18 protein-coding genes are annotated in these 19901 nt (G+C 42.9%); 5 read left to right on the forward strand and 13 right to left on the reverse strand.

Annotation, left to right across the window (positions count from 1 at the left end):
• The first annotated feature begins 682 nt into the window (after positions 1-682).
• Positions 683-1303: a LysE family translocator gene (locus tag MD535_RS00475; protein WP_265672924.1), complete on the forward strand. Its 621-nt coding sequence runs from the start codon at positions 683-685 to the stop codon at positions 1301-1303.
• Between the two features lie 33 nt (positions 1304-1336).
• On the opposite strand, the gene MD535_RS00480 is transcribed toward MD535_RS00475, so the two are convergent.
• A complete protein-coding gene (locus MD535_RS00480; RefSeq protein ID WP_265672925.1) occupies positions 1337-3535 on the reverse strand; it encodes a hypothetical protein in 2199 nt (732 codons plus the stop codon).
• Between the two features lie 583 nt (positions 3536-4118).
• Here MD535_RS00480 and nirB point away from each other — a divergent pair.
• The 4 genes from nirB (at position 4119) to cobA (ending at position 8892) form a co-directional block, all read left to right on the forward strand.
• Complete coding sequence (gene nirB / locus MD535_RS00485; RefSeq protein ID WP_265672926.1) at positions 4119-6677, forward strand: nitrite reductase large subunit NirB; 2559 nt, start codon at positions 4119-4121, stop codon at positions 6675-6677.
• 2 nt (positions 6678-6679) lie between these two features.
• Complete coding sequence (gene nirD / locus MD535_RS00490) at positions 6680-7003, forward strand: nitrite reductase small subunit NirD (protein ID WP_265672927.1); 324 nt, start codon at positions 6680-6682, stop codon at positions 7001-7003.
• Positions 7004-7117: 114 nt separating this feature from the next.
• Positions 7118-7975: a formate/nitrite transporter family protein gene (locus MD535_RS00495; RefSeq protein WP_265672928.1), complete on the forward strand. Its 858-nt coding sequence runs from the start codon at positions 7118-7120 to the stop codon at positions 7973-7975.
• A gap of 161 nt (positions 7976-8136) precedes the next feature.
• Positions 8137-8892 carry a uroporphyrinogen-III C-methyltransferase gene (cobA, locus tag MD535_RS00500; protein WP_265672929.1) on the forward strand — a complete coding sequence of 252 codons (756 nt, stop codon included), beginning with the start codon at positions 8137-8139 and terminating at the stop codon, positions 8890-8892.
• A gap of 82 nt (positions 8893-8974) precedes the next feature.
• Here the strand turns inward: cobA and MD535_RS00505 are convergent, their stop codons facing one another.
• From MD535_RS00505 to cpaB, 12 genes are read right to left on the reverse strand one after another with little or no spacing between them, the layout of a single operon-like run.
• Positions 8975-9646: an OmpA family protein gene (locus MD535_RS00505; protein WP_265672930.1), complete on the reverse strand. Its 672-nt coding sequence runs from the start codon at positions 9644-9646 to the stop codon at positions 8975-8977.
• A 6-nt stretch (positions 9647-9652) separates the two neighbouring features.
• Positions 9653-11233: a TadE/TadG family type IV pilus assembly protein gene (locus MD535_RS00510; protein ID WP_265672931.1), complete on the reverse strand. Its 1581-nt coding sequence runs from the start codon at positions 11231-11233 to the stop codon at positions 9653-9655.
• A 1-nt stretch (position 11234) separates the two neighbouring features.
• A complete protein-coding gene (gene tadF, locus MD535_RS00515; protein ID WP_265672932.1) occupies positions 11235-11762 on the reverse strand; it encodes a tight adherence pilus pseudopilin TadF in 528 nt (175 codons plus the stop codon).
• Entirely contained in the window at positions 11762-12244 is a 483-nt protein-coding gene (locus MD535_RS00520; RefSeq protein ID WP_265672933.1) for a TadE family protein, read from the reverse strand. The genes tadF and MD535_RS00520 overlap by 1 nt, the downstream gene beginning before the upstream one ends.
• 5 nt (positions 12245-12249) lie before the next feature.
• Complete coding sequence (locus MD535_RS00525) at positions 12250-12963, reverse strand: tetratricopeptide repeat protein (RefSeq protein ID WP_265672934.1); 714 nt, start codon at positions 12961-12963, stop codon at positions 12250-12252.
• A 2-nt stretch (positions 12964-12965) separates the two neighbouring features.
• Positions 12966-13814, reverse strand: a complete 849-nt coding sequence (locus tag MD535_RS00530) for a type II secretion system F family protein (protein ID WP_265672935.1) — start codon at positions 13812-13814, stop codon at positions 12966-12968.
• Entirely contained in the window at positions 13811-14713 is a 903-nt protein-coding gene (locus MD535_RS00535) for a type II secretion system F family protein (RefSeq protein ID WP_265673241.1), read from the reverse strand. The genes MD535_RS00530 and MD535_RS00535 overlap by 4 nt, the downstream gene beginning before the upstream one ends.
• Complete coding sequence (locus MD535_RS00540; RefSeq protein WP_265672936.1) at positions 14713-15990, reverse strand: CpaF family protein; 1278 nt, start codon at positions 15988-15990, stop codon at positions 14713-14715. Before MD535_RS00540 ends, MD535_RS00535 begins: the two co-directional genes overlap by 1 nt.
• Positions 15987-17228 carry an AAA family ATPase gene (locus MD535_RS00545; RefSeq protein ID WP_265672937.1) on the reverse strand — a complete coding sequence of 414 codons (1242 nt, stop codon included), beginning with the start codon at positions 17226-17228 and terminating at the stop codon, positions 15987-15989. Before MD535_RS00545 ends, MD535_RS00540 begins: the two co-directional genes overlap by 4 nt.
• The gene (locus MD535_RS00550) at positions 17228-17701 is read right to left on the reverse strand and encodes a hypothetical protein (protein ID WP_265672938.1); all 474 of its coding nucleotides are present in this window, start codon (positions 17699-17701) and stop codon (positions 17228-17230) included. The genes MD535_RS00545 and MD535_RS00550 overlap by 1 nt, the downstream gene beginning before the upstream one ends.
• Positions 17698-19059 (reverse strand): type II and III secretion system protein family protein, encoded by a 1362-nt coding sequence (locus MD535_RS00555; protein WP_265672939.1) that lies wholly within the window; start codon positions 19057-19059, stop codon positions 17698-17700. Before MD535_RS00555 ends, MD535_RS00550 begins: the two co-directional genes overlap by 4 nt.
• Positions 19059-19901: a Flp pilus assembly protein CpaB gene (cpaB, locus tag MD535_RS00560; RefSeq protein ID WP_265672940.1), complete on the reverse strand. Its 843-nt coding sequence runs from the start codon at positions 19899-19901 to the stop codon at positions 19059-19061. The genes MD535_RS00555 and cpaB overlap by 1 nt, the downstream gene beginning before the upstream one ends.

The raw sequence follows: 19901 nt of genomic DNA on the forward strand, positions 1-19901 counted from the left end.
TAACGCTATGTATGTCAAAGTGTTATGGAACGCCAAAATGTTGCACCTTGAAGGAGGATTTACCTATAGACATATCGACTTCCAAAGGAATTAACTAGAAATCCACTTATCGTTACCTTTCTCATCTGAACCTATGGCGGTTTCTAAGCAACCTTCATATGAAAAATTGACGCCTGTATCACGCTCCATTCAACAAGGTCGCTAAATTAGGTAGATAAATTCATCAAACAAGGTAAACAACTGTGGAAAGACGACGAAGAAGCTTCATCGAACGAATATTTGCGAAAAAGAAATACCTCTATGCTAACCAAGTCATCTATGTCTATCGCTGGCAGTAATAACATTTATAGATCACATTAGGTGTTACTTATCGACCCCGATGACGATAGACCTAAAAAAGACAACATAATACACCTTTGGCTAGGCACCCGCCCATAGGGATTGGGCACCCTCAGTTGATTTATTCGTAAATATAAGCTCTAAACAAGCACGGCAAACAATCCTCATACTCAACACTTTTATTATTGAACTACACTCATATTTAAAGCACAGCCAATGATTATTTATCCCCCAATAAGCCTTGCATATAATACTAATTATCGGCTTTATCATTATTGCTATAGTGTTTAAACGTTAGGTCTGTTAAAAAGAACCATTCCTATTTTCTTAACGATATCGCTTTATGACTTGGTCTACGCTAACTATTTTTATTCCGACTTTTTTCTTTGTCTCTATAACGCCCGGGATGTGTATGACGCTTGCACTGACGATGGGAATGAGTATTGGATACCGACGAACTTTATGGATGATGATTGGCGAGCTTGTTGGCGTCGCGCTGGTCGCACTGGCAGCCATACTGGGTGTCGCTGCTGTTATGCTAAGGTACCCAGATATATTTGTGGTATTTAAAACCGTCGGTGCGAGTTATCTATTTTATCTTGGCATTCAAATGTGGCGCTCAAAAGGCAAGCTTGCTATTTCAACCGATTCAACCAATGAAAAAGCACACAACGACTGGGACTTAGTCATGCAGGGTTTTGTCACTGCCATTGCTAACCCGAAAGGCTGGGCTTTCATGATCTCGCTATTACCACCGTTTATCGACCAATCCCAACCTATGGCTGGACAAGTGTCTATCATGCTTGGAATCATCCTTCTAAGTGAGTTCGTCTGTATGACGATCTATGCCACTGGCGGCAAAGGGTTAAAACGTACACTTGGGAACGCAAACAACGTACAGACCATGAATCGTATCGCTGGCACATTAATGTGTGGCGTCGGGATATGGCTCTTCTTAGGTTAAAATAAAGGCTCCTATATTAGGAGCCTTACCCTTTTATTGAGTCACCCCGGCAATCACCGCTGGCTCCCCCTCTACCAAAGGCATACTGCCAATATCAGCGCCACCCGTAACTGACGTCGGCACATCAACAGCTGGATCTTGCAGAGTTAGTGTACTGCACTCAGAACTGGATAGTGGCGTCATCAATTCTTCGATTTCTCGTGCTTTAATCACATATTGCTGAGCGCCTCCCATTAACACACCATCATTGATAGAGAATGCCGCACGATAATGGCTACTCTCACCACTTTTGATACTTGGAATCCCCCATAAGTCTCCATTCCCACCGTAATTAATCATAAAAGTTTGACTAGCATAATCGCCAGCATCACCGCTACGGTCATTGAGTGAACGGTGGATATAACTAAATTGAATGGGTCGATCAAAACTAACAATATCGCCATTACTGTCTTGTACGGTCGTCAAATGATTCCACTCGTTGACTCCGGTTTCCCAGACATAAAACTCTTGAACGATTTGGGGGTCATACATTTTCCACGAGTCCGTTACCGATTGACTTGAAAGTACCATAGGGCCCGTTCTTACCCCCCAATGGTGAGGCGTCGATTCTAACATGGTTGTGGTAACAGCAGAGTCAAACGCAACTCGCTCGCCACTTGCGACACTAACCAGTGTTAACGCATTATCGCCACTAATTGAGTAGGTATAATTGTACGGCGCATCATTACCTGTTTCAAATGGGCTACTTTCCCCCCAATACTCGGCAATATGTTGCGGATCTATGTTACCCGTTGGGCAATTATCATAACAAGTGAGCGTGATAGTGCCGTTGTTTGGTATTTGCGCATCACCGTTTTGGGAACCGTCGATAAACGTTTGCACATAAAAAGTAATGTTGTCTTCACCACTTAAATACTTCACTTCTCCACCAAGTTGTTCCGAATACATATGAAGACTGTCGTATGCATTTAACGAAATAGTAATCGGTGTATCAAGTTGCTCAATGCTTGGACCATTCTCTTGCCAAGATAGCTTACCTATTTTCACAAATTGTTGATTACTATAATTCACGACCCATTGATCAAATGAACCATTTTGATATACCTCATCATCCCAATATTGGAATTCAATGCCCGTAAGCTCAGTTAGCGCCAAGGACTTGACACTATTTTTGATAAGGCGCCCCGGCGCTGTGATAATCGAGAGTGACTCTTGCTGGTTATCACTCTCTCTGATCACAGCATCACCGTTACTGAACTGATGGCCACTCTCAGTCCAAACCCCCCAATACCCTACAAACCCATAACTATCGGGGTTGCTGCCACCTGTCGAATCATAACGAATTGGAAAACCACTATTGATTTCCACCATTTCACCCGTAGTCGAGTCAAACAAATCATAACGATGGACATACGCTGTCAACTCAGTTCGACTGAGGCATTGGGTAGCCGTCGCATGATCTCCCGATTTATAGGGTAAATCATCAAACCCACCATTGGTGCTTTGTACTAACACCCTATTTTCATTAAAAGCTAAGGCAAAAGTTTGTCCACCACTGCCATTGGAGCTTCCTGTTAGCGCCACGCCATTCGTTCTATCTTCAGACATGACAACGCTCGCACATTGTTTATAGCTTTCGCTACCGCCATGATTGCCTTGCTCAAATAACGTAAACCCAATCTTCCCTTCTAAATCTGATATCGTTTTAACTTCACCGCCACCAGCTTGATTGTTCTGAGTAAAGTTATCATAAAAATCAAAATTGAAAGTAAAGTCACCAAATGGGTTGGCGTCCGTTGCTCCATCTCGTATTTGTGCTTTGAACTTAATGGCTTGTTCGCCTTCGTCACCCTTGCCCATATCAGGCAGCCAAACACTCACAAGCAATGGGTCTTCATCTGAAGAACGCTCAACAGTACTGACGGCTTTCATTAATTGGGTTTGATTACCACCTGCCGATGACTGACCCGTCGCTGCCGATTTTTCCTCCTCAAAACAAAGCGCTTCATCAGCCAACACGAGATAAGCCCCCTGATTAGCAAACTCAACACTGTTAAACTGAGCAGTGAAACATAAAATGCTGTTCACGAGTTCAATCGGCTCTAGCGCTTCATTCCAAACATGAGTTCGTTGTTCCGCTAACGTATAGTCAGTCTCCGTATCGTCATAAGCGCCATAAAGACAAAGTGGCGAAACCATAAATAAAATAGGAATTAGATTAGTCGTTTTCATTGGTCACCACCTCCAGCTGTTCAGGCAGCGTTAACTGAGACGTGGGAATCGCTTGATTCTGTGTGTCAGAACTTGAGTCTCCTCCACTGCCATTACAGCCAACCAATAAAGAGAGGATAAAGGTAATGATTTACTGCTTGGATATGAAATATATTCATATTCCCTCCTTGTAATTCATGTCACGATTAAGAGCCGGACCAACTGACCTTGTTTATAATGTTGTCACCAATAAGCTAGGATACTGTGAGCCAAGGTTTATAGAATAAAATTCCATATAGTTATGGCTTTTCCTTATAAACCACACAAAGTGAAAGGTTTATGTAAGTAAGTTACAATATGAGTAAATACATCACTAAAAATGACGGCTCATAGCGGCAACATCATTAACAAGCCATTGAATTAAACCGTCTGCCATTCGAAACCACTATACATAGCCTCACATACCACCATCATGGTGATTAGTTACCCAATTCATCTACCCCTTTAGAGTAGTTTAATTCTGTAATTGATTTACATCATATATTAATTTTCTTTCACAATTAACAATGCGCGTAGACTTGAAGAATAACCCTTAGGTATTAATATGAGCAAGATGAAGCTTGTCGTGATCGGTAACGGCATGGTAGGTCATCGGTATCTTGAAGACTTAGTCGACAAGACCGATGTGACCAACTTAGACATTACCGTTTTTTGCGAAGAACCGCGCGTCGCTTACGACCGTGTCCACCTCTCCTCTTATTTCTCTCACCATACGGCTGACGAACTTTCTTTAGTTAAAGAAGGCTTTTATGAAAAACACGGCATCAATGTGTTAATCGGCGAACGTGCGATCAACATTAACCGTGAGAATAAAATCGTTTACTCCAGTACTGGTCGTGAAATCAAGTACGACAAGCTCATCCTAGCAACCGGTTCTTACCCGTTTGTACCGCCGATCAAAGGCAATGAAAGTAAAGACTGCTTTGTCTACCGCACTATCGAAGATCTAAAGTCGATAGAAGCAACAGCTAAGAAAAGTAAAAGCGGCGTCGTTATCGGTGGCGGTTTACTGGGCTTAGAAGCGGCTGGCGCATTGAAAGCGCTGGGTGTTACCACTCACGTTATCGAATTTGCACCAGTACTGATGGCCGAGCAACTTGATCTTCAAGGTGGCATGCAACTTCGCAACAAGATTGAACGCATGGGCGTTCAAGTCCATACCAGCAAGAATACGTTAGAAATCAAACCTGAAGGTGAGACAGCACGTAACACCATGGTATTTGCGGACGGCACCGATCTCGAAGTTGATTTCATCGTATTTTCGGCGGGTATTCGTCCACAAGACAAACTTGCTCGTCAGATGGGCTTAGGTATCGCACCGCGTGGTGGTATTGAAATCAATAACCACTGCCAAACCACCGATGCCGACGTCTACGCAATTGGTGAGTGTGCTTCTTGGAACCGTACATTCTACGGCCTCGTTGCTCCAGGTTATAAGATGGCAACCGTGGCTGTCGATCACCTCGTTGGCAACGACAGTCAGTTCGAAGGTGCTGACATGAGCGCGAAGTTAAAACTTCTTGGCGTAAAAGTTGGTTCAATTGGTGATGCAAACGGTCGCACACCAGGCTGTAAAAGCTATGTTTACCAAAACGAAGAACAAGAAGTGTACAAGCGCATCATTGTATCTGAAGACGGTAAGCAACTTCTTGGCGCGGTCATGGTCGGTGATACGTCTGATTACGGTGACTTGTTACAACTGAAACTGAACAACATTGAGCTACCTGAGCACCCAGACACCCTTATCCTTCCTGCTCACGCCGGTGCAGAAAAACCATCATTGGGTGCAGATTCACTGCCTGAAACAGCGGTTATTTGTTCTTGTTTCGACGTAACAAAAGGCAAAATTGCTCAAGCGGTTGCTGACGGTCACCACACCATTGGTGATATCAAAGCCGTAACAGGTGCCGGTACAGGTTGTGGCGGTTGTATTCCGCTTGTAACTTCAGTGCTTAATGCAGAACTTGCAAAATCTGGTATTGAAGTTAAAAACGACGTATGTGAACACTTTGCCTATTCTCGCCAAGAACTGTTCCACCTGATCCGTATCGAAGAAATCAAAACGTTCGAAGAACTGTTAGAAAAACACGGTAAAGGCTACGGCTGTGAAGTATGTAAGCCGCTAGCAGGCTCCATTTTGGCATCTTGCTGGGGTGAGCATATCCTCAAGCCTGAGCTGGTTAAGCTTCATGATACCAACGATAACTTCCTTGGTAACATCCAGAAAGATGGTACCTACTCGGTCATTCCTCGTATGGCGGGTGGTGAAGTGACACCACAAGCGCTTAAAGTTTTGGCGGAAGTGGCTGCTGAATATAACCTTTATACCAAAGTGACTGGCGCACAGCGTATTGGTCTATTTGGTGCGCAAAAAGATGACCTTCCAACTATTTGGAAAAAATTAATTGCCGCGGGTTACGAAACAGGACAAGCGTACGCGAAAGCGTTACGCATGGCGAAAACTTGTGTCGGTTCAACATGGTGTCGTTATGGTGTGCAGGATTCTGTAGGCTTAGGCTCTCGCATTGAGAATCGCTACAAAGGCATTCGTACTCCTCATAAGATGAAGTTTGGTGTCTCTGGCTGTACTCGTGAGTGTGCGGAAGCGCAAGGTAAAGATTTAGGTATCATCGCAACTGATGCAGGTTGGAACATGTACGTGTGTGGTAATGGCGGTATGAAACCTCGTCACGCCGACCTACTAGCTTCTGACTTAGACGAAGCAACATTGATCCAATACATCGACCGTTTCATGATGTTTTACATTCGTACCGCTGCACCACTACAACGCACCTCTGTATGGATGGATAACATGGAAGGCGGCGTTGACTACCTTCGTGAAGTGATTGTCGACAATAAGCTTGGCATTAATGAGCAGCTTGAAGCAGACGTCGCGAAGCTTATCGGTAACTTCAGTTGTGAATGGACCAATGCGGTTGAAGACGAATCTCAACATAATCGTTTTGCTCACTTCATTAACAGTGATTTACGTGATGACAATGTTGTTTTCGTACAAGAGCGTGAACAACACCGTCCAGCCACTTACACAGAGAAGCACCCTGATGCTAAGGGCGACATCCTACACGTAGAGCTGGAGAAATAATCATGGCATTTCAAAAAGTATGCGATATCCAAGACATCATTCCTGGAACGGGCGTTTGTGCATTAATAGATGGACAACAAGTAGCAATTTTCCGTCCAAGAGATAACGAAGAAGTCTTTGCTATCAGCAATATGGATCCATTTGCTCGCTCAAACGTGCTTTCTCGTGGTTTGACTTGTGAACACCAAGGGGAACTTTGGGTAGCAAGCCCACTAAAGAAGCAACGCTTTAATCTAAGCACAGGTCTATGTCTGGAAGACGAACGTTTTAGCGTAAAAGCGTACAAGACACGAGTGACGAAAGGCAAAGTAGAAATCTCAGCCTAATTTCGAGACTGAATAGCTTATAGGGGTTGTCCGTTCTAGCAACTAAGAACACGTTTCAGCCCCTATCACTATTCAATCTTAACTTTTAACTTAAACTTTTATAGGGACAATTTTATGTCTGATGATTTTAAACCTGCACAGTTCGTGCAAACCATGATCAATGTTGGCGAAGCAAAAACAAACACCAGCACGCGTGATCTACTCATCCGCAGTACGATGGCAGGTATCATCCTTTCTCTTGCGGTTGTGGTCGCTATCACCACTATCGTTCAAACGGGTATGGGCGTTGTTGGCGCACTCGTCTTCCCTGTGGGCTTTGTTATCTTAAGTGTAATGGGCTATGACCTTGTAACCGGTGTGTTTGGTCTTGCACCTCTCGCAAAATTTGCTAATCGCCCGGGTATTACTTGGAATCGTATTTTCCGTTGCTGGGGTATTGTGGGCTTAGGTAACCTAATCGGTTCTTTAATCGTAGCTTACCTTGTTGCGGTATCACTGACGGGTAACTTCTCTCTTGAACTTAACGCGGTAGCAAAAAAATTCATCGCCGTGTCTACGGCTCGCAGCTTAGGTTTTGAGAACATGGGTATGGATGGCTGGATTACCTGTTTTGTACGTGGCATCTTTTGTAACCTTATGGTTTGCTTAGGCGTGATCGGTAACATGACAGCACGCTCTGTATCAGGACGCGTCGCGATGATGTGGTTCCCTATCTTCATCTTCTTCGCATTAGTATTTGAGCACACGGTTGTTAACATGTTCCTATTCCCACTGGGCATGATTCTAGGTGCGGACTTTGGCATTGCAACTTGGTTGAACTTCAACTTAATCCCAACTATTCTCGGTAACATTGTTGGTGGCTTGGTGATGACGTGTATTCCTCTATACTTAACGCACGCTAAAACAGCACCAGCAATCAACGCAGAGACCAACACCGCTGCTAACGTTGAACCTGTGCTAAGCACTAAGTAATTGATACGTTCTAATTAACATACTTAGTAATTAACAGGTTAAGTGCAGTTTCATGCTTATGTGAGACTGCACTTAGATAGATTTGGCGATAAAAAGTAACGACTTCATACCACATTGTGAGTGTTACTCTTTATAATCAAATTTGACGGATAGGCATTATAATGACCACCACTCCTAACCCATTAACGCGCGGCTTTGTTTCATTGGTTGGTGCAGGTCCCGGTGACCCTGACTTATTAACCGTAAAAGGCTATCGCGTCATTCAAGCCGCAGATGTTGTGGTTTATGATCGACTCGTTTCAACCGAAATTCTCGCGCTAGCGAAACCCAATGCTGAGCTTATCTATGTCGGGAAAAAACTCGATTTTCACTGCGTTCCTCAAGATCAAATCAATCAAATCTTAGTGGATAAGGCGTTAGCGGGTAAAAAAGTTATCAGGCTAAAAGGCGGCGACTCATTTATCTTTGGTCGCGGCGGTGAAGAACTCGAAACACTTGCAGAAAACAACATTAACTTTGAAGTGGTTCCAGGTATAACTGCGGCGGCTGGTGCGACCGCCTACGCTGGTATTCCCCTAACCCACCGAGATCATGCACAAAGTGTGCAATTTATTACTGGTCACGTGCAAAAAGACGGGCGCGAAATTGAGTGGAGCGCGTTAGCACAATCGAACAACACCCTTGTCTTCTATATGGGCCTTAAACAAAGCGGACACATCACGACGCAACTGATCGAACATGGACTTGATGCCAACACGCCTTGCGCCATTATTGAAAACGGAACTCGTAGAGAGCAACGAGTCTTTCAAGGCGAACTGCACACGCTGCCACAAATGGCGAACGAAGCGCAAAGCCCGGCACTAATTGTGGTTGGGAGCGTGACGCAATTGCACAATAAATTGAAGTGGTTTGAGTAAGCAGACGTATCAGTACATCCGCCTATCTACCTCATATAAAAGTCAGCATCGCTGGCTCTTATATGAGTCTTAACTATGTCGCTTAATTAGAATCGCTACTTACAGACTCTTCCACAGGTATATACACATCTGAACGGCGATTTTGAGAACGCCCATCTTTAGATTTATTCGAAGCGATAGGCTCGGACTCACCAAAAGATTTCAGCGTCGTATTTTGCTTTTCAATACCATATCCGTACAACTCACTTGCGGTGCTTTGCGCTCGATTCAACCCTAAGGCTTGGTTGTAAGATTTGCTGCCGATCCAATCCGTGTGGCCTTCTACCGTGACTTGATAGTTATTCTCGGCGAGTTGTCGTGCAACGCCTGATAACACGTCTTTAGCCAGTGGGGTAAGATTGTACTTATCAAATGCAAAGTGAACTCGAGCGACCAAGTAGCCCTTATCGGTCGCCTCTCCAAACGAGGCAATGCCTAGATTGGAAATATACGTTAAGCAATCGCTCTTATCCGTTAATAGAGACGAGCGTTTTAACAAGAGCATTTTCAATTCATCGTCATTACTCGTTTCCGTAACCTGAAGAAAACCATTTCGATGAGAACCTATTCCGGTCACCTCACCAATGGTGATCTTATGTGAGTACTCATAGTGTTTGGTTCCACAGTACTCACTAATGAAAGAACTAGGGTCTTCTGCAACTGCAAAAGAAGACACGAATACGCTGGTTGCAATCAATGCATGTAATTTTGACATTCCTAATCACCCATACAGTCTCGTTACGCCTGTACCACGAGACCCTTTTTTAATTAACTCTTCCAGTACTTCAATAAAATCATCTGTATCCGTTACATCGATAATATCTTCATCCACATCAATCACGCAGTCTTGGAAACCACTTTGCTCAGATGCTTGGAAATCAATGCCTATAACGGCTATATACAAACCCGGTATCTCTTCTCGTGCCTTATCACACATTCCTTCGGTTACTAACGCACTCAATATTCCATTATTTGGGCTTTCCACTCCATCACTTAAGACGATAACCATTTTGATTTTTTCATCATAAGTGGCGAGTTCATTTTCATCTGTCGTATCCGGTTTACCTGCAGCTAAATGTTGAAATCCTCTGAGCATTCCTTGAAACGCGGCGGTACTACCACTAGCAAACATATCGTCAATTTGGTCGATGTCGTCCCGATTGCTCGTCAAATCGATATTAAAAAACTGCCCGTCACTCGAGCTCCCGTAGCCTCGATAAAGCTCGTTTTCACTGACTCGATACTTAGTTTTTAAGGATGGGAAAGTACTGTCAAACATTTCATTCACTGTTAACGAAAAATTCACATAGTCATAGACATCAGCATGATAGGAGCGATCATCATCATCGTCGATATCAAAAATACTCACTAGTCGCTGTGCTTGTTTTCTTTCTCCAGATCTCTGATTCGGACAATCACTCTGATCGTCTGCACAATCATAAATATCCTCTGAACTGTATTTTCTCCATTTATTCCAGTTCACTTGTTCATAGCTTCGTTCTGAATCAGAGGTACTAACGTCATCTCTATATCGTAACTGACTGACAGCAAACTCAGTGCCTGAATTATTCGTCTCACGGGTCCGAATATTAAAAGGGACAATCGCTATACGATTATCTAACTTACTCGACAACCCACCTTGATCATCATCGTTACAAACGTCCTCCCCCGTTACCGCATCAACGCTAACATCAGAACAGAGTAACTTGTCAGCAATAGCTTTAACCGCAACCTTTAAATCAGCAATCTTGCAGTTTGAACTCGTACAAGAAGAATTACTCCCCCATTGCCAGCTCATTGACCCAGAAAAATCAGAGACAAAAACGATATCAATATTTTTGTCTCCCAAGATAATGGGGTATTTTTTTGCCACGCCAATCCCGTTTAAATCTTCGGTTGTATCAAAAGAAGGAATTAAATTACTGGCAAACCAAGAGTTATGAGTCGTCGTCGCATTCACAGAGTACTCTATGTACTCATCTTGAGTATCAGTTTGTGGCTGGTGAACCCACTCCACTGCAACATTCGATACTTGAATATTCCTTACATAATCATGGATATAAGCATCTGATATCCTTTGTTCATCAACGCCATAGCTATCACGTTTATCTTCAATAGTTTCTGCTATCGACGCCGCCTTTGCCGCATCCCTTAATCGGTTAGTTTCCTGAATATAACGTGTGCCTTCTACGGCCCAAAAGGTCACACCGAGTATAGGCACGAGTGTGAATGCCATCCATACTGCAGCGATACCTTGCTGCCTCTTCATTCTGTTTGTCTTTAGTGCATTTAGGTACTTCATATTACCTCCCCGCCACTACTGAACTTGACGTGATCGTGAAAGTAGGTGTTCCAGAGTTTCCCCAAAAATTCGCAAACCATGAATCCTTTTGGTCGCATAAACTTACTTGATACAAGGAGTAAATCGTACCGTCTTCAACGGGAGCTAACGCGCTTTTTTCAGATATTGCTACCGCTTGACACCCTAAACTGTCATAAGGCGCACTTGTAAAGGTTTCTACCGTTTCTTTGTTATGTAACGCTTCAATTTTAATCGCAAGGTTCGATGCGTTCTTATTCAGCATTCGGTTAGCCAGTGCAGTCATATCACTTTGATCAGACGCCGATAATGACGTTACACCGCCATAAAAACGCGTGCGTTCTTTTAATATATTCACAAGTGCAAAACTGGTACGATCCAGTTGAGCACGCACTAACAACTTATGGCTGATATCGGTCATGAATAAGTAGATACCGACAAAAATGATCAATACAATCACCAATTCAATGACAAACGCCCCTTGTTGAGTCTGAGTTGAATACTTCATCATTATTCTCCCCAACCCTCATGTTCCAAGTTCAACACAGTTGTTCTTGAAATAGTATGCGGTTCATTGCCAAACAAATTAATAATCGGTGTATATTCATAAGACAGTGTTAACTCTGCTAATGTATACTGCCCAGTAAAGTCGTCATGGGTTTCAGACAAACCAGTGTTATTGACAAATTCAGAATATGAATTAAAGTATCTTCCCGTTAACGTGAAATTCTCGTGTGGTGCCATAAAGCTCCACAGATGCCCATCGTTAGTCACGAGGTTATTGATTCGACTTTGATAATTAGTATGGGTACTCTCACCAGCAAAAAACTGTGTATTTCTTACGGTTTCCCTTAAAGCATAATCAACCAGATTATTGACATAGATATGATAACTCGCCTCAAATATCATCAAGGTTGTTAAAATTAATACTATTGCGCCAATTGAAAACTCAATAGTCGTAACCCCTGTTTGACGTAACTTATTAGCATACATAATAATTAACCATCAAATTTGTAGAGCTGACTGGATATCAAGGATACTTGTGCATCGGTATAATCTCCGTTTAATAGCTCTCTTGCCTGTCCAAATTGACCAAGTTTGAAAAAAGCAATTGCTAAATTCGCCTTGACCACCTCATTATTTGGATTTTCTTTGAACACCGGTGCCAATAATTCAGTCACTCGTGAATAATAGCCCTGAGCTAAATAAACAACAGCTAAATTATTTTTTACCGTAATATCATCGTGCCCTTTCAGCCTTGCTTGGTTAAATTCCTTTTCTGCTTGTTCAAATCTATCCAACTTACTATATGAAATTCCGAGTAACACATGTATTTCACTGGTGTTGTTCCCTAGTTCGGTTGAACGCACATAACGCTTTACAGCTTCGTCGCTCTCTCCTTGTTTATCATAAATCTGTCCGCTTAGTTGGTATAACTGCGCATTTTTTACGCCTTTATCAAGTAAATGATCCGAGTAAAACCGAGCAGATTCGATATCTCCCTTCCCAAAATACACTTCTGCAAGCTCTTGAGTCACCAAAAGATCTTGCGGATTTTGCTGTAAGTGACCTTTATAATGCTTAATCAACCCTTCGTGGTTTTCCACTCTTTCCATGCTGGACACCATTTCTTGCTGAGTTGGAGCATTACTTGATGTACACCCAACCACTGAAAGCGCCATGAACGTAGTAACAATCCATGTAATGTTCATAATTACTGTCCTAAATTTAAGTCCACTTGCATCACACCTGGTGCAAGAATCAAAATGACGATGGGAAACATAATCAGTAGAATCAATGGCACGCTCATTTTAGCCGCCAATTTACCAACCTTCTCTTCGACCCTAAGCAACTGAATACGACGCATATCTTCAGCCAAGTCGCTCAATATATTTGCAACCGAGGTACCATAATGCAAATTCTGCACAATAGTTAACACAAAGCTCTGTACTTCAGGTGCCGGTAACCGATAATTTAAGTCATTTAACGCTTTTTCAATCCCATGTATCTTACTTGAGTCAGACGTTTTCTTTATTTGATAACTTAAATCTCTATCAAACGCCTTGAGTTCTGCATGTAAATAATCTAATGCCGCTTCAATAGTCATACCGGTTTGCACACAGACGGACATCATATCTAACAAGTATGGAAGGCTTCGTGATATTTTCCTTACCATATAACGTCGACGTGCTTCCAACAAAATATCTGGGACAATGATTATTGAGACAGCCACAATCATAAGCACAGCCAACTGGTGCAGTAGAGGAATATCAATAAAGAAAACAAACACGCTAGCTAATATCGCGACAACCACCTTACTCGGAAGGTAGTATTTGGCGAGATTTTTATTATAGTATCCCGCATCCAGTAATTTTTGCTCTAGATCTTTTCTCTGTTCTTTTGCAAACCCGATAATAATCCGGTTCGTTTTAATCGGCATTAATGGCTGATTTTTTATCATTAATGTAGATAAGCGCTTACTTCGAGCACGGGAGCGATACCCTTCATTTATGATAAAGGCAATAGCAACAATCACAAAAAATATACTGAGCGGCAATATCATAGCTTCACCGCCTTAACGAGCAGCCACACAAAGAACAAACCCAGTAGTTCACTTCCCACCACATAATAAAATACGTACACGCCGTCAGGGTCATGCAAAATGAAATCAATATTATCTGGATTCACTTGATATAGGATAATCGCAAAGATTAACGGTATGGCTGCTACGACTTTTGCCGAAATGCGGGCCTCAGACGTCATGGCCATTTTCTTAGTTTCCATCGTTCTTGAGTCCACCAAAACTCGAATTAAACGCGCTAGAACACCTCGTAGTTGACCACCGCGACTAATATTGGCTCGAAGGGTAATAGTAAAGAAAATAAACTCAGGATAAGGAAAGCGTTTAGCGGCTCGTAACAGTACTTTTTCAGGCGTTTCACCAAGCTTTAAACGATCACCCATATTCTTGAATTCTCGCCCTATTTCATTGTCCAAGTTTTGGCCAACGAACCCTATCGCTTGCATCAGGCTTTCACCCGCAGTTATTGCACTCATCAATATATTGAGTGCGTCCGGAAAGCTTTGTTGGAATTGTCTGTACCGACGTCCTTGAAGCCATTGATAACCAATAAATACTAAACCTATCATTACCGATATTGAAACAATTAGAGCGTTATTCTTTAAAAATTGAAAACCAATATACCAAGCAATAAAACCACAAATGACTAAATACGTTATGACAAGGAGATTCGCTCTTGGTCCGAGACTTTGGGCTGAAAATCGATATGACTCTTGGGCTCTTTTTATACCCTTTTTGGGCACCAATGAGCCTACATTAATTGCAGAAGCAGATTCCTCTCCCACCTCTGTTTCAGGGAAATAGTGACTGATTTTGTGTTTCTTCCCCGTGATCAACATTAACGCGACGACACCAAACAGGACAAGAGAAAACCAAATCATCATAAACTCGCTCCTTGGAATGAACTCATTAATTCTTCGTATAGGCCGAAAAACTGTGCCTTCTTCACTAATTCTGAACGCTGCATAATCCCTTGCGTGACAAACTTCCCTTTCACGGATTCTCCGTATCCAGACTCTTGGTATTCAAAGCGATACAACTCTTCCATTACGACACTTTCACCCTCAAGTCCGACGATTTCAGAAATACTGGTGATTTTTCGCGTACCGTCTCTTAAACGCGAGATTTGTACGATAATTTGGACGGCGCTTACTATTGATCGACGAATGGCGTCCAGGGGTTGATTCAAATTCGCCATCATAATCATCGACTCGACACGACTAATCGCATCTCGTGGGGTATTCGCATGCAGGGTGGACATAGAGCCATCATGACCTGTATTCATTGCCTGAAGCATTTCAAAAGCTTCTGGCCCCCGACACTCCCCGAGAATGATTCTGTCGGGACGCATTCGAAGGGCATTAATCACAAGATCTCGCTGACTGACTACTCCTGTGTGTTCGATGCTCGCAGCTCGAGTTTCTAACCGCACAAGGTTCGGCTGTTGTAGACGCAATTCAGCTGCATCTTCTATCGTTACGATTCGCTCATCTTCCTCAATATACTGAGACAGTGCATTCAATAACGTCGTCTTACCCGAGCCAGTTCCTCCCGATATCAGTACATTCATTCGACACCGAGAAGCTATCGATAGCACACGCGCCATGTCGATATTCATAGAACCAAAATCGACGAGGTCTTCGACACCAATGTTTTGATCTCTAAACTTACGAATAGAAATAGATGTGCCATCTAAAGCTATCGGTGGAATGACAATATTAACCCGACTACCATCTTCAAGACGAGCGTCAACGGTTGGAGATAATTCATCAACTCGTCGTCCTACCCTTGCGGCAATTTGTTTTGCAATCGCTAGAACTTGTTCTTCGTTAACAAATGAAATTTCAGACCGCTGAATTTTTCCGTCTCTTTCGTAGAACACGTCAGACGGGCCGTTAATCATAATATCGGTGATTGTTTGGTCTTCAACAAGCGGCTGAATCGGCCCAAGACCAAAAAGTTCATCCATCATACTTTTGACTAATCCGCTTTTCATCATCGCCGTGATGGGGCGTTCAAAACTGTTTGCCAATACATCAACTGCACTACGAATCTGTGTCTCAATTTCCTTTTGAGAGAGCGCCTGAATAGCTTCAGGATCTAACGCCTCAAAGATTTGAGATCGAAAAGCAACATATATTTCTTTATTCGTGCTCATCGTATACCTAACCTTTGTAGCAGTCCTTTGGACTTATTAGCCGATCGTCCATTGACCAAGTGAACCAACTTGTTGATCGCTTGGCTAACATGTCTATCATGCTTATAGGCGCGCTTTCCATCGACATGAAGATGAGGTAAATTTTTGCAATAGTCAAAGTCAAGGTCCACACTGGAGCCTAAATATTTTTCTATCTCATCACGCTCTATAACAAAACTCTTGTCAGGGCGATGGTGGTTAACAACGGTAATAATGCGTGTACGTTTATGCGTGGATTCTCGAAAAGCATCTAAACTAGAAATCAACGCTTTCGCCTTCCTAACTGCGGCAACAGAAGGCTCCACAACAATGGCAACAACGTCGTAATGGTCGATGAGCATCTTACAATCGACCTGAAAATCAACACTGCCAGAAAAGTCCTCTACGATAAAATTCGTATTCCTGCTCAACAGCTCACACAGTGCTTGGTTGTAGGCCAGCAGATCAGCCTCCAAGGCGTCCCCTTGAAGAGAAAGCAATCGTAAATCTCTAGAAACCGGATGTAGGTAATTCATTGCCCCTTCAAGATCGAGCTCATGAAGCGGCACAGAGAACTCATCTAGCGCCCGTGGGGCATGATTTGTTAACCCCAAAAGAACATCTATATTGCTGTCATGATATTGGTGATCCACTAAGATGGTATCCACACCGTCATCTGCCATCTTGCTACTCAGCTCGGTAGCAATATAGGAGGTGCCAATACCTCCTTTACTGCCCACCACAGCGACCCGTTTGGCACGACGCTCTTTACTCACACCCGAATAGGACTTTAAGTCATTATTTACATGCATGACGAATTCAGCAAATTCGTATTTATTGATCGGCCAAAATACGTAGTAAAAACCCATACCTTTAAGCGAGCGTAATGTCGAAATAGCATCTTCTTGACCAATAATGACAACCCCTTTATGCGTGGGTAATGTCGCAGCAATGGCTTGTGCGTCTTCAACAACACTTTGAGACTCGTTTAATTCCACAATGATTAAATTGCTATCTTGCTTCGCATAAAATTGGCTATCTACGTTGCTGTTATCAATACTATTCGGTGCGTCCCAACCTTCAAATTCAAACAACTCTTCAACCAAAGAGCGACACTCTTGCGTCTGATAGATGAGTGCACAACCAGTAGGTCCTGAACTTGCTGGTTGCACTGGCTTTGACGCTTCAACTTCAGGAAGCTTCTTAGTAAGATCGAACATTAGATTCCCTCCACTAAACGTTCTTTGTGTGCAACTTGTTGACTACGCGCTGCTTCGGAGAAACAATTTCGGCTTATTTCAGTAGATTCAATTCTTGACGGTTGACATGGCTTCGTGAGCAGAGCGTGAAATGTAATCGTGACTTTAAGGTCACTGGCCAAACTTGCATTACGTGTCATCGTGAACACTTCTGCTTGATAAGGTAATAGCTTCTTATCGGCTAATGAAGCGTCGAGTAGTTTCTTAGACTTCGCATTTTTGTACTCAATGCTATAAGCCGCCCCCGAATCAATTTCATCGACTGAATCAAAAATCTTCGATAACTTATTCGTTGCTTCTAGCTGGGTCTTTGCTGTAAATTCATAGACATGCTGTTCTGGATATACGAGTAGCTCTGCACCTTTGCCGTTGTAATAACGTTCACTACAACCGCTAAGCGCTAGTATGATTAGCATTCCTTGCCATAGCTTCATTGGATAAACCCTCCTTTAGATAGCAGTTCTATGGTTGGGTTATCTCCACTATTTGTCGCTTCAGGTTCAGAGATATTCAACCAACGTCGTAATGTATTGGTTTTACTGATGTATGGGAGTTGAATGTCCCTTTTCTTCATTGGTTTAACCAGGTTAACCGTGGCAACAATAAGCAATTCAGTTCTTCGTCTATCTGTTGACGACTTTCTAAAAGCCGCCCCAAGCACTGGAATATCACCGAGTAGCGGTGTTTTTTGAATCTCTTCCAAATCGGTACTACTCATTAGCCCTCCAAGAACAAAACTATCGCCGTCTCCCAGCTCAATGGTCGTCATCGCTCTTCGTGTGGCAAGTTGTGGCACTTCAATACCCGCGGCACGAACATATCGTTCGACTTCGCTCACTTCAGGAAATAATTGCATGCGAATTTTTTCTTCTGACAGAACTTTTGCGGTCAAATCCAATTTAATGCCGAATTCTTTAAACGTAATGTTGACATTATTATTAGTAGAGACAATAACGGGGATTTCACCACCCACTAGAAAGCTGGCAGACTCGCCCGATATAACCGTGAGATTAGGCTCAGCTAGAACCTGGGCAACATTTTCATTACCTAACGCAGTAATGAGCGTGGTGAGGTCGGCTGCCTCAAATTGTTGAAATAAGAACTGCCCAACGTTAGCCCCTAAGGAAGACCAGTCGACCCCTACGGTTTCAGCGAAACGCTCGGTTACCTGAGCGACAGATATTTTTACATTGACTTGTTGAACCGTTGCGACTTCTAGCTGTTCGAGAATGCCATCCCATGTCATATTTCGCGCAAAAATCATGCTTTGCGGTTCTTCTAATGTGACATAGTCTTTTCTAAATTCGAGCTTTTGAGTCTCCTCCCAACGATCCGTTTTTTCTCGGCCCAATAAAGTCGCTACCATTCTGTAAATATCATCTCGTTGCTGTTCTGAGTGAACAATGCCACTAACGGCAACTTGATTGCCGACAGATTCAATTTTGACATCAACATCCGAGAAATGGAGCTTTATCTGACGACGTACTTGGCTTAAGTCAATATCGGCTATGATTCTATCTGACATAAGAAGCTTCTCAGATTCACCGTAAACCATTAAACGAGCCTGTCCTACTGCCTTGGCAAACACAACAATGGTCGTTTCGTTAATCACGTTGTAATCAACCACATCAGGATCACTGATAAACACCTTAGTAATACGCTCATCCAATTCGATATGCTTCGCGTCGTTAACGGTAATATATTGCTGACCCGCATAAACGTTAACAGTACAGAGCAATAACAACATTACTGCCAGTGTGTGCATCCAATGCACTTGATAATTGTCGTCCATTACAATTCACCCTCACGTCCGTTCTTATTTTTTGAACCACGCATTTCTTCAATGCCTATGTAATTACTCATTACATTTCGAACGTCTGCGTATACCGGTTCTTCATATTCACGACTGCGATAGACTTCGAGGTGCATTGTCCGTTGAGCTAGCGCTAGTCTTGCCACTTCAGTCGGCGGGATTTCAATTATAATAGTGGTAAAGCCATCTTCGCTCTTGCCTGCCACTGGCTTTAATTTTTGCTCGCTGTCCTCTCCCCCCATATTCAATACTTTGATATTTTGTAAGAATAATGTGGCGGTTACGCCTTTAAATCGAATCGGTTTTTCAATGGCACCAGACAGGTTAGAGCTTGGTGAGCTTACGGTGAGAATATCAATACGCTCACCAGGACGGATAAAGTCACTAATCAAATTTTTATTACTGACAACAAGCGGATACAATGTCATCCCTTCAGTCACAAGAAGGTCAATATAGCCGGGATCGTTTTCACGGGTAATGTACTCCGGAAGGATGAGCGCACCTTGGGGTAGGTCTCTGTTAAACAAAGTCGATGGACTAAAGTCAAGTTCAACATCAGAACGTAAACCTTCATCCAGAGCGTCGGTTAACAGCATTTGCTCGCGCTTTAAAGCGTCATTAGCTATCGACTCACCACGGTCTATATTATTGAGGGTTCGCCATACTGTTATGTATTCAACTGAGTCTTTTTTAGGCTGAGGGGCGATTTCATTAACAACAACCGATGATTTGTCTTTATTTTTTAATACGCTATCATAGATTCCATAGCCACCAACCAATATAGCTATGAGAGCTACGAAAAAAATTATTCGTGATCTCAT

Source organism: Vibrio qingdaonensis, assembly GCF_026191675.1.
Classification (GTDB): Bacteria; Pseudomonadota; Gammaproteobacteria; order Enterobacterales; family Vibrionaceae; genus Vibrio; species Vibrio qingdaonensis.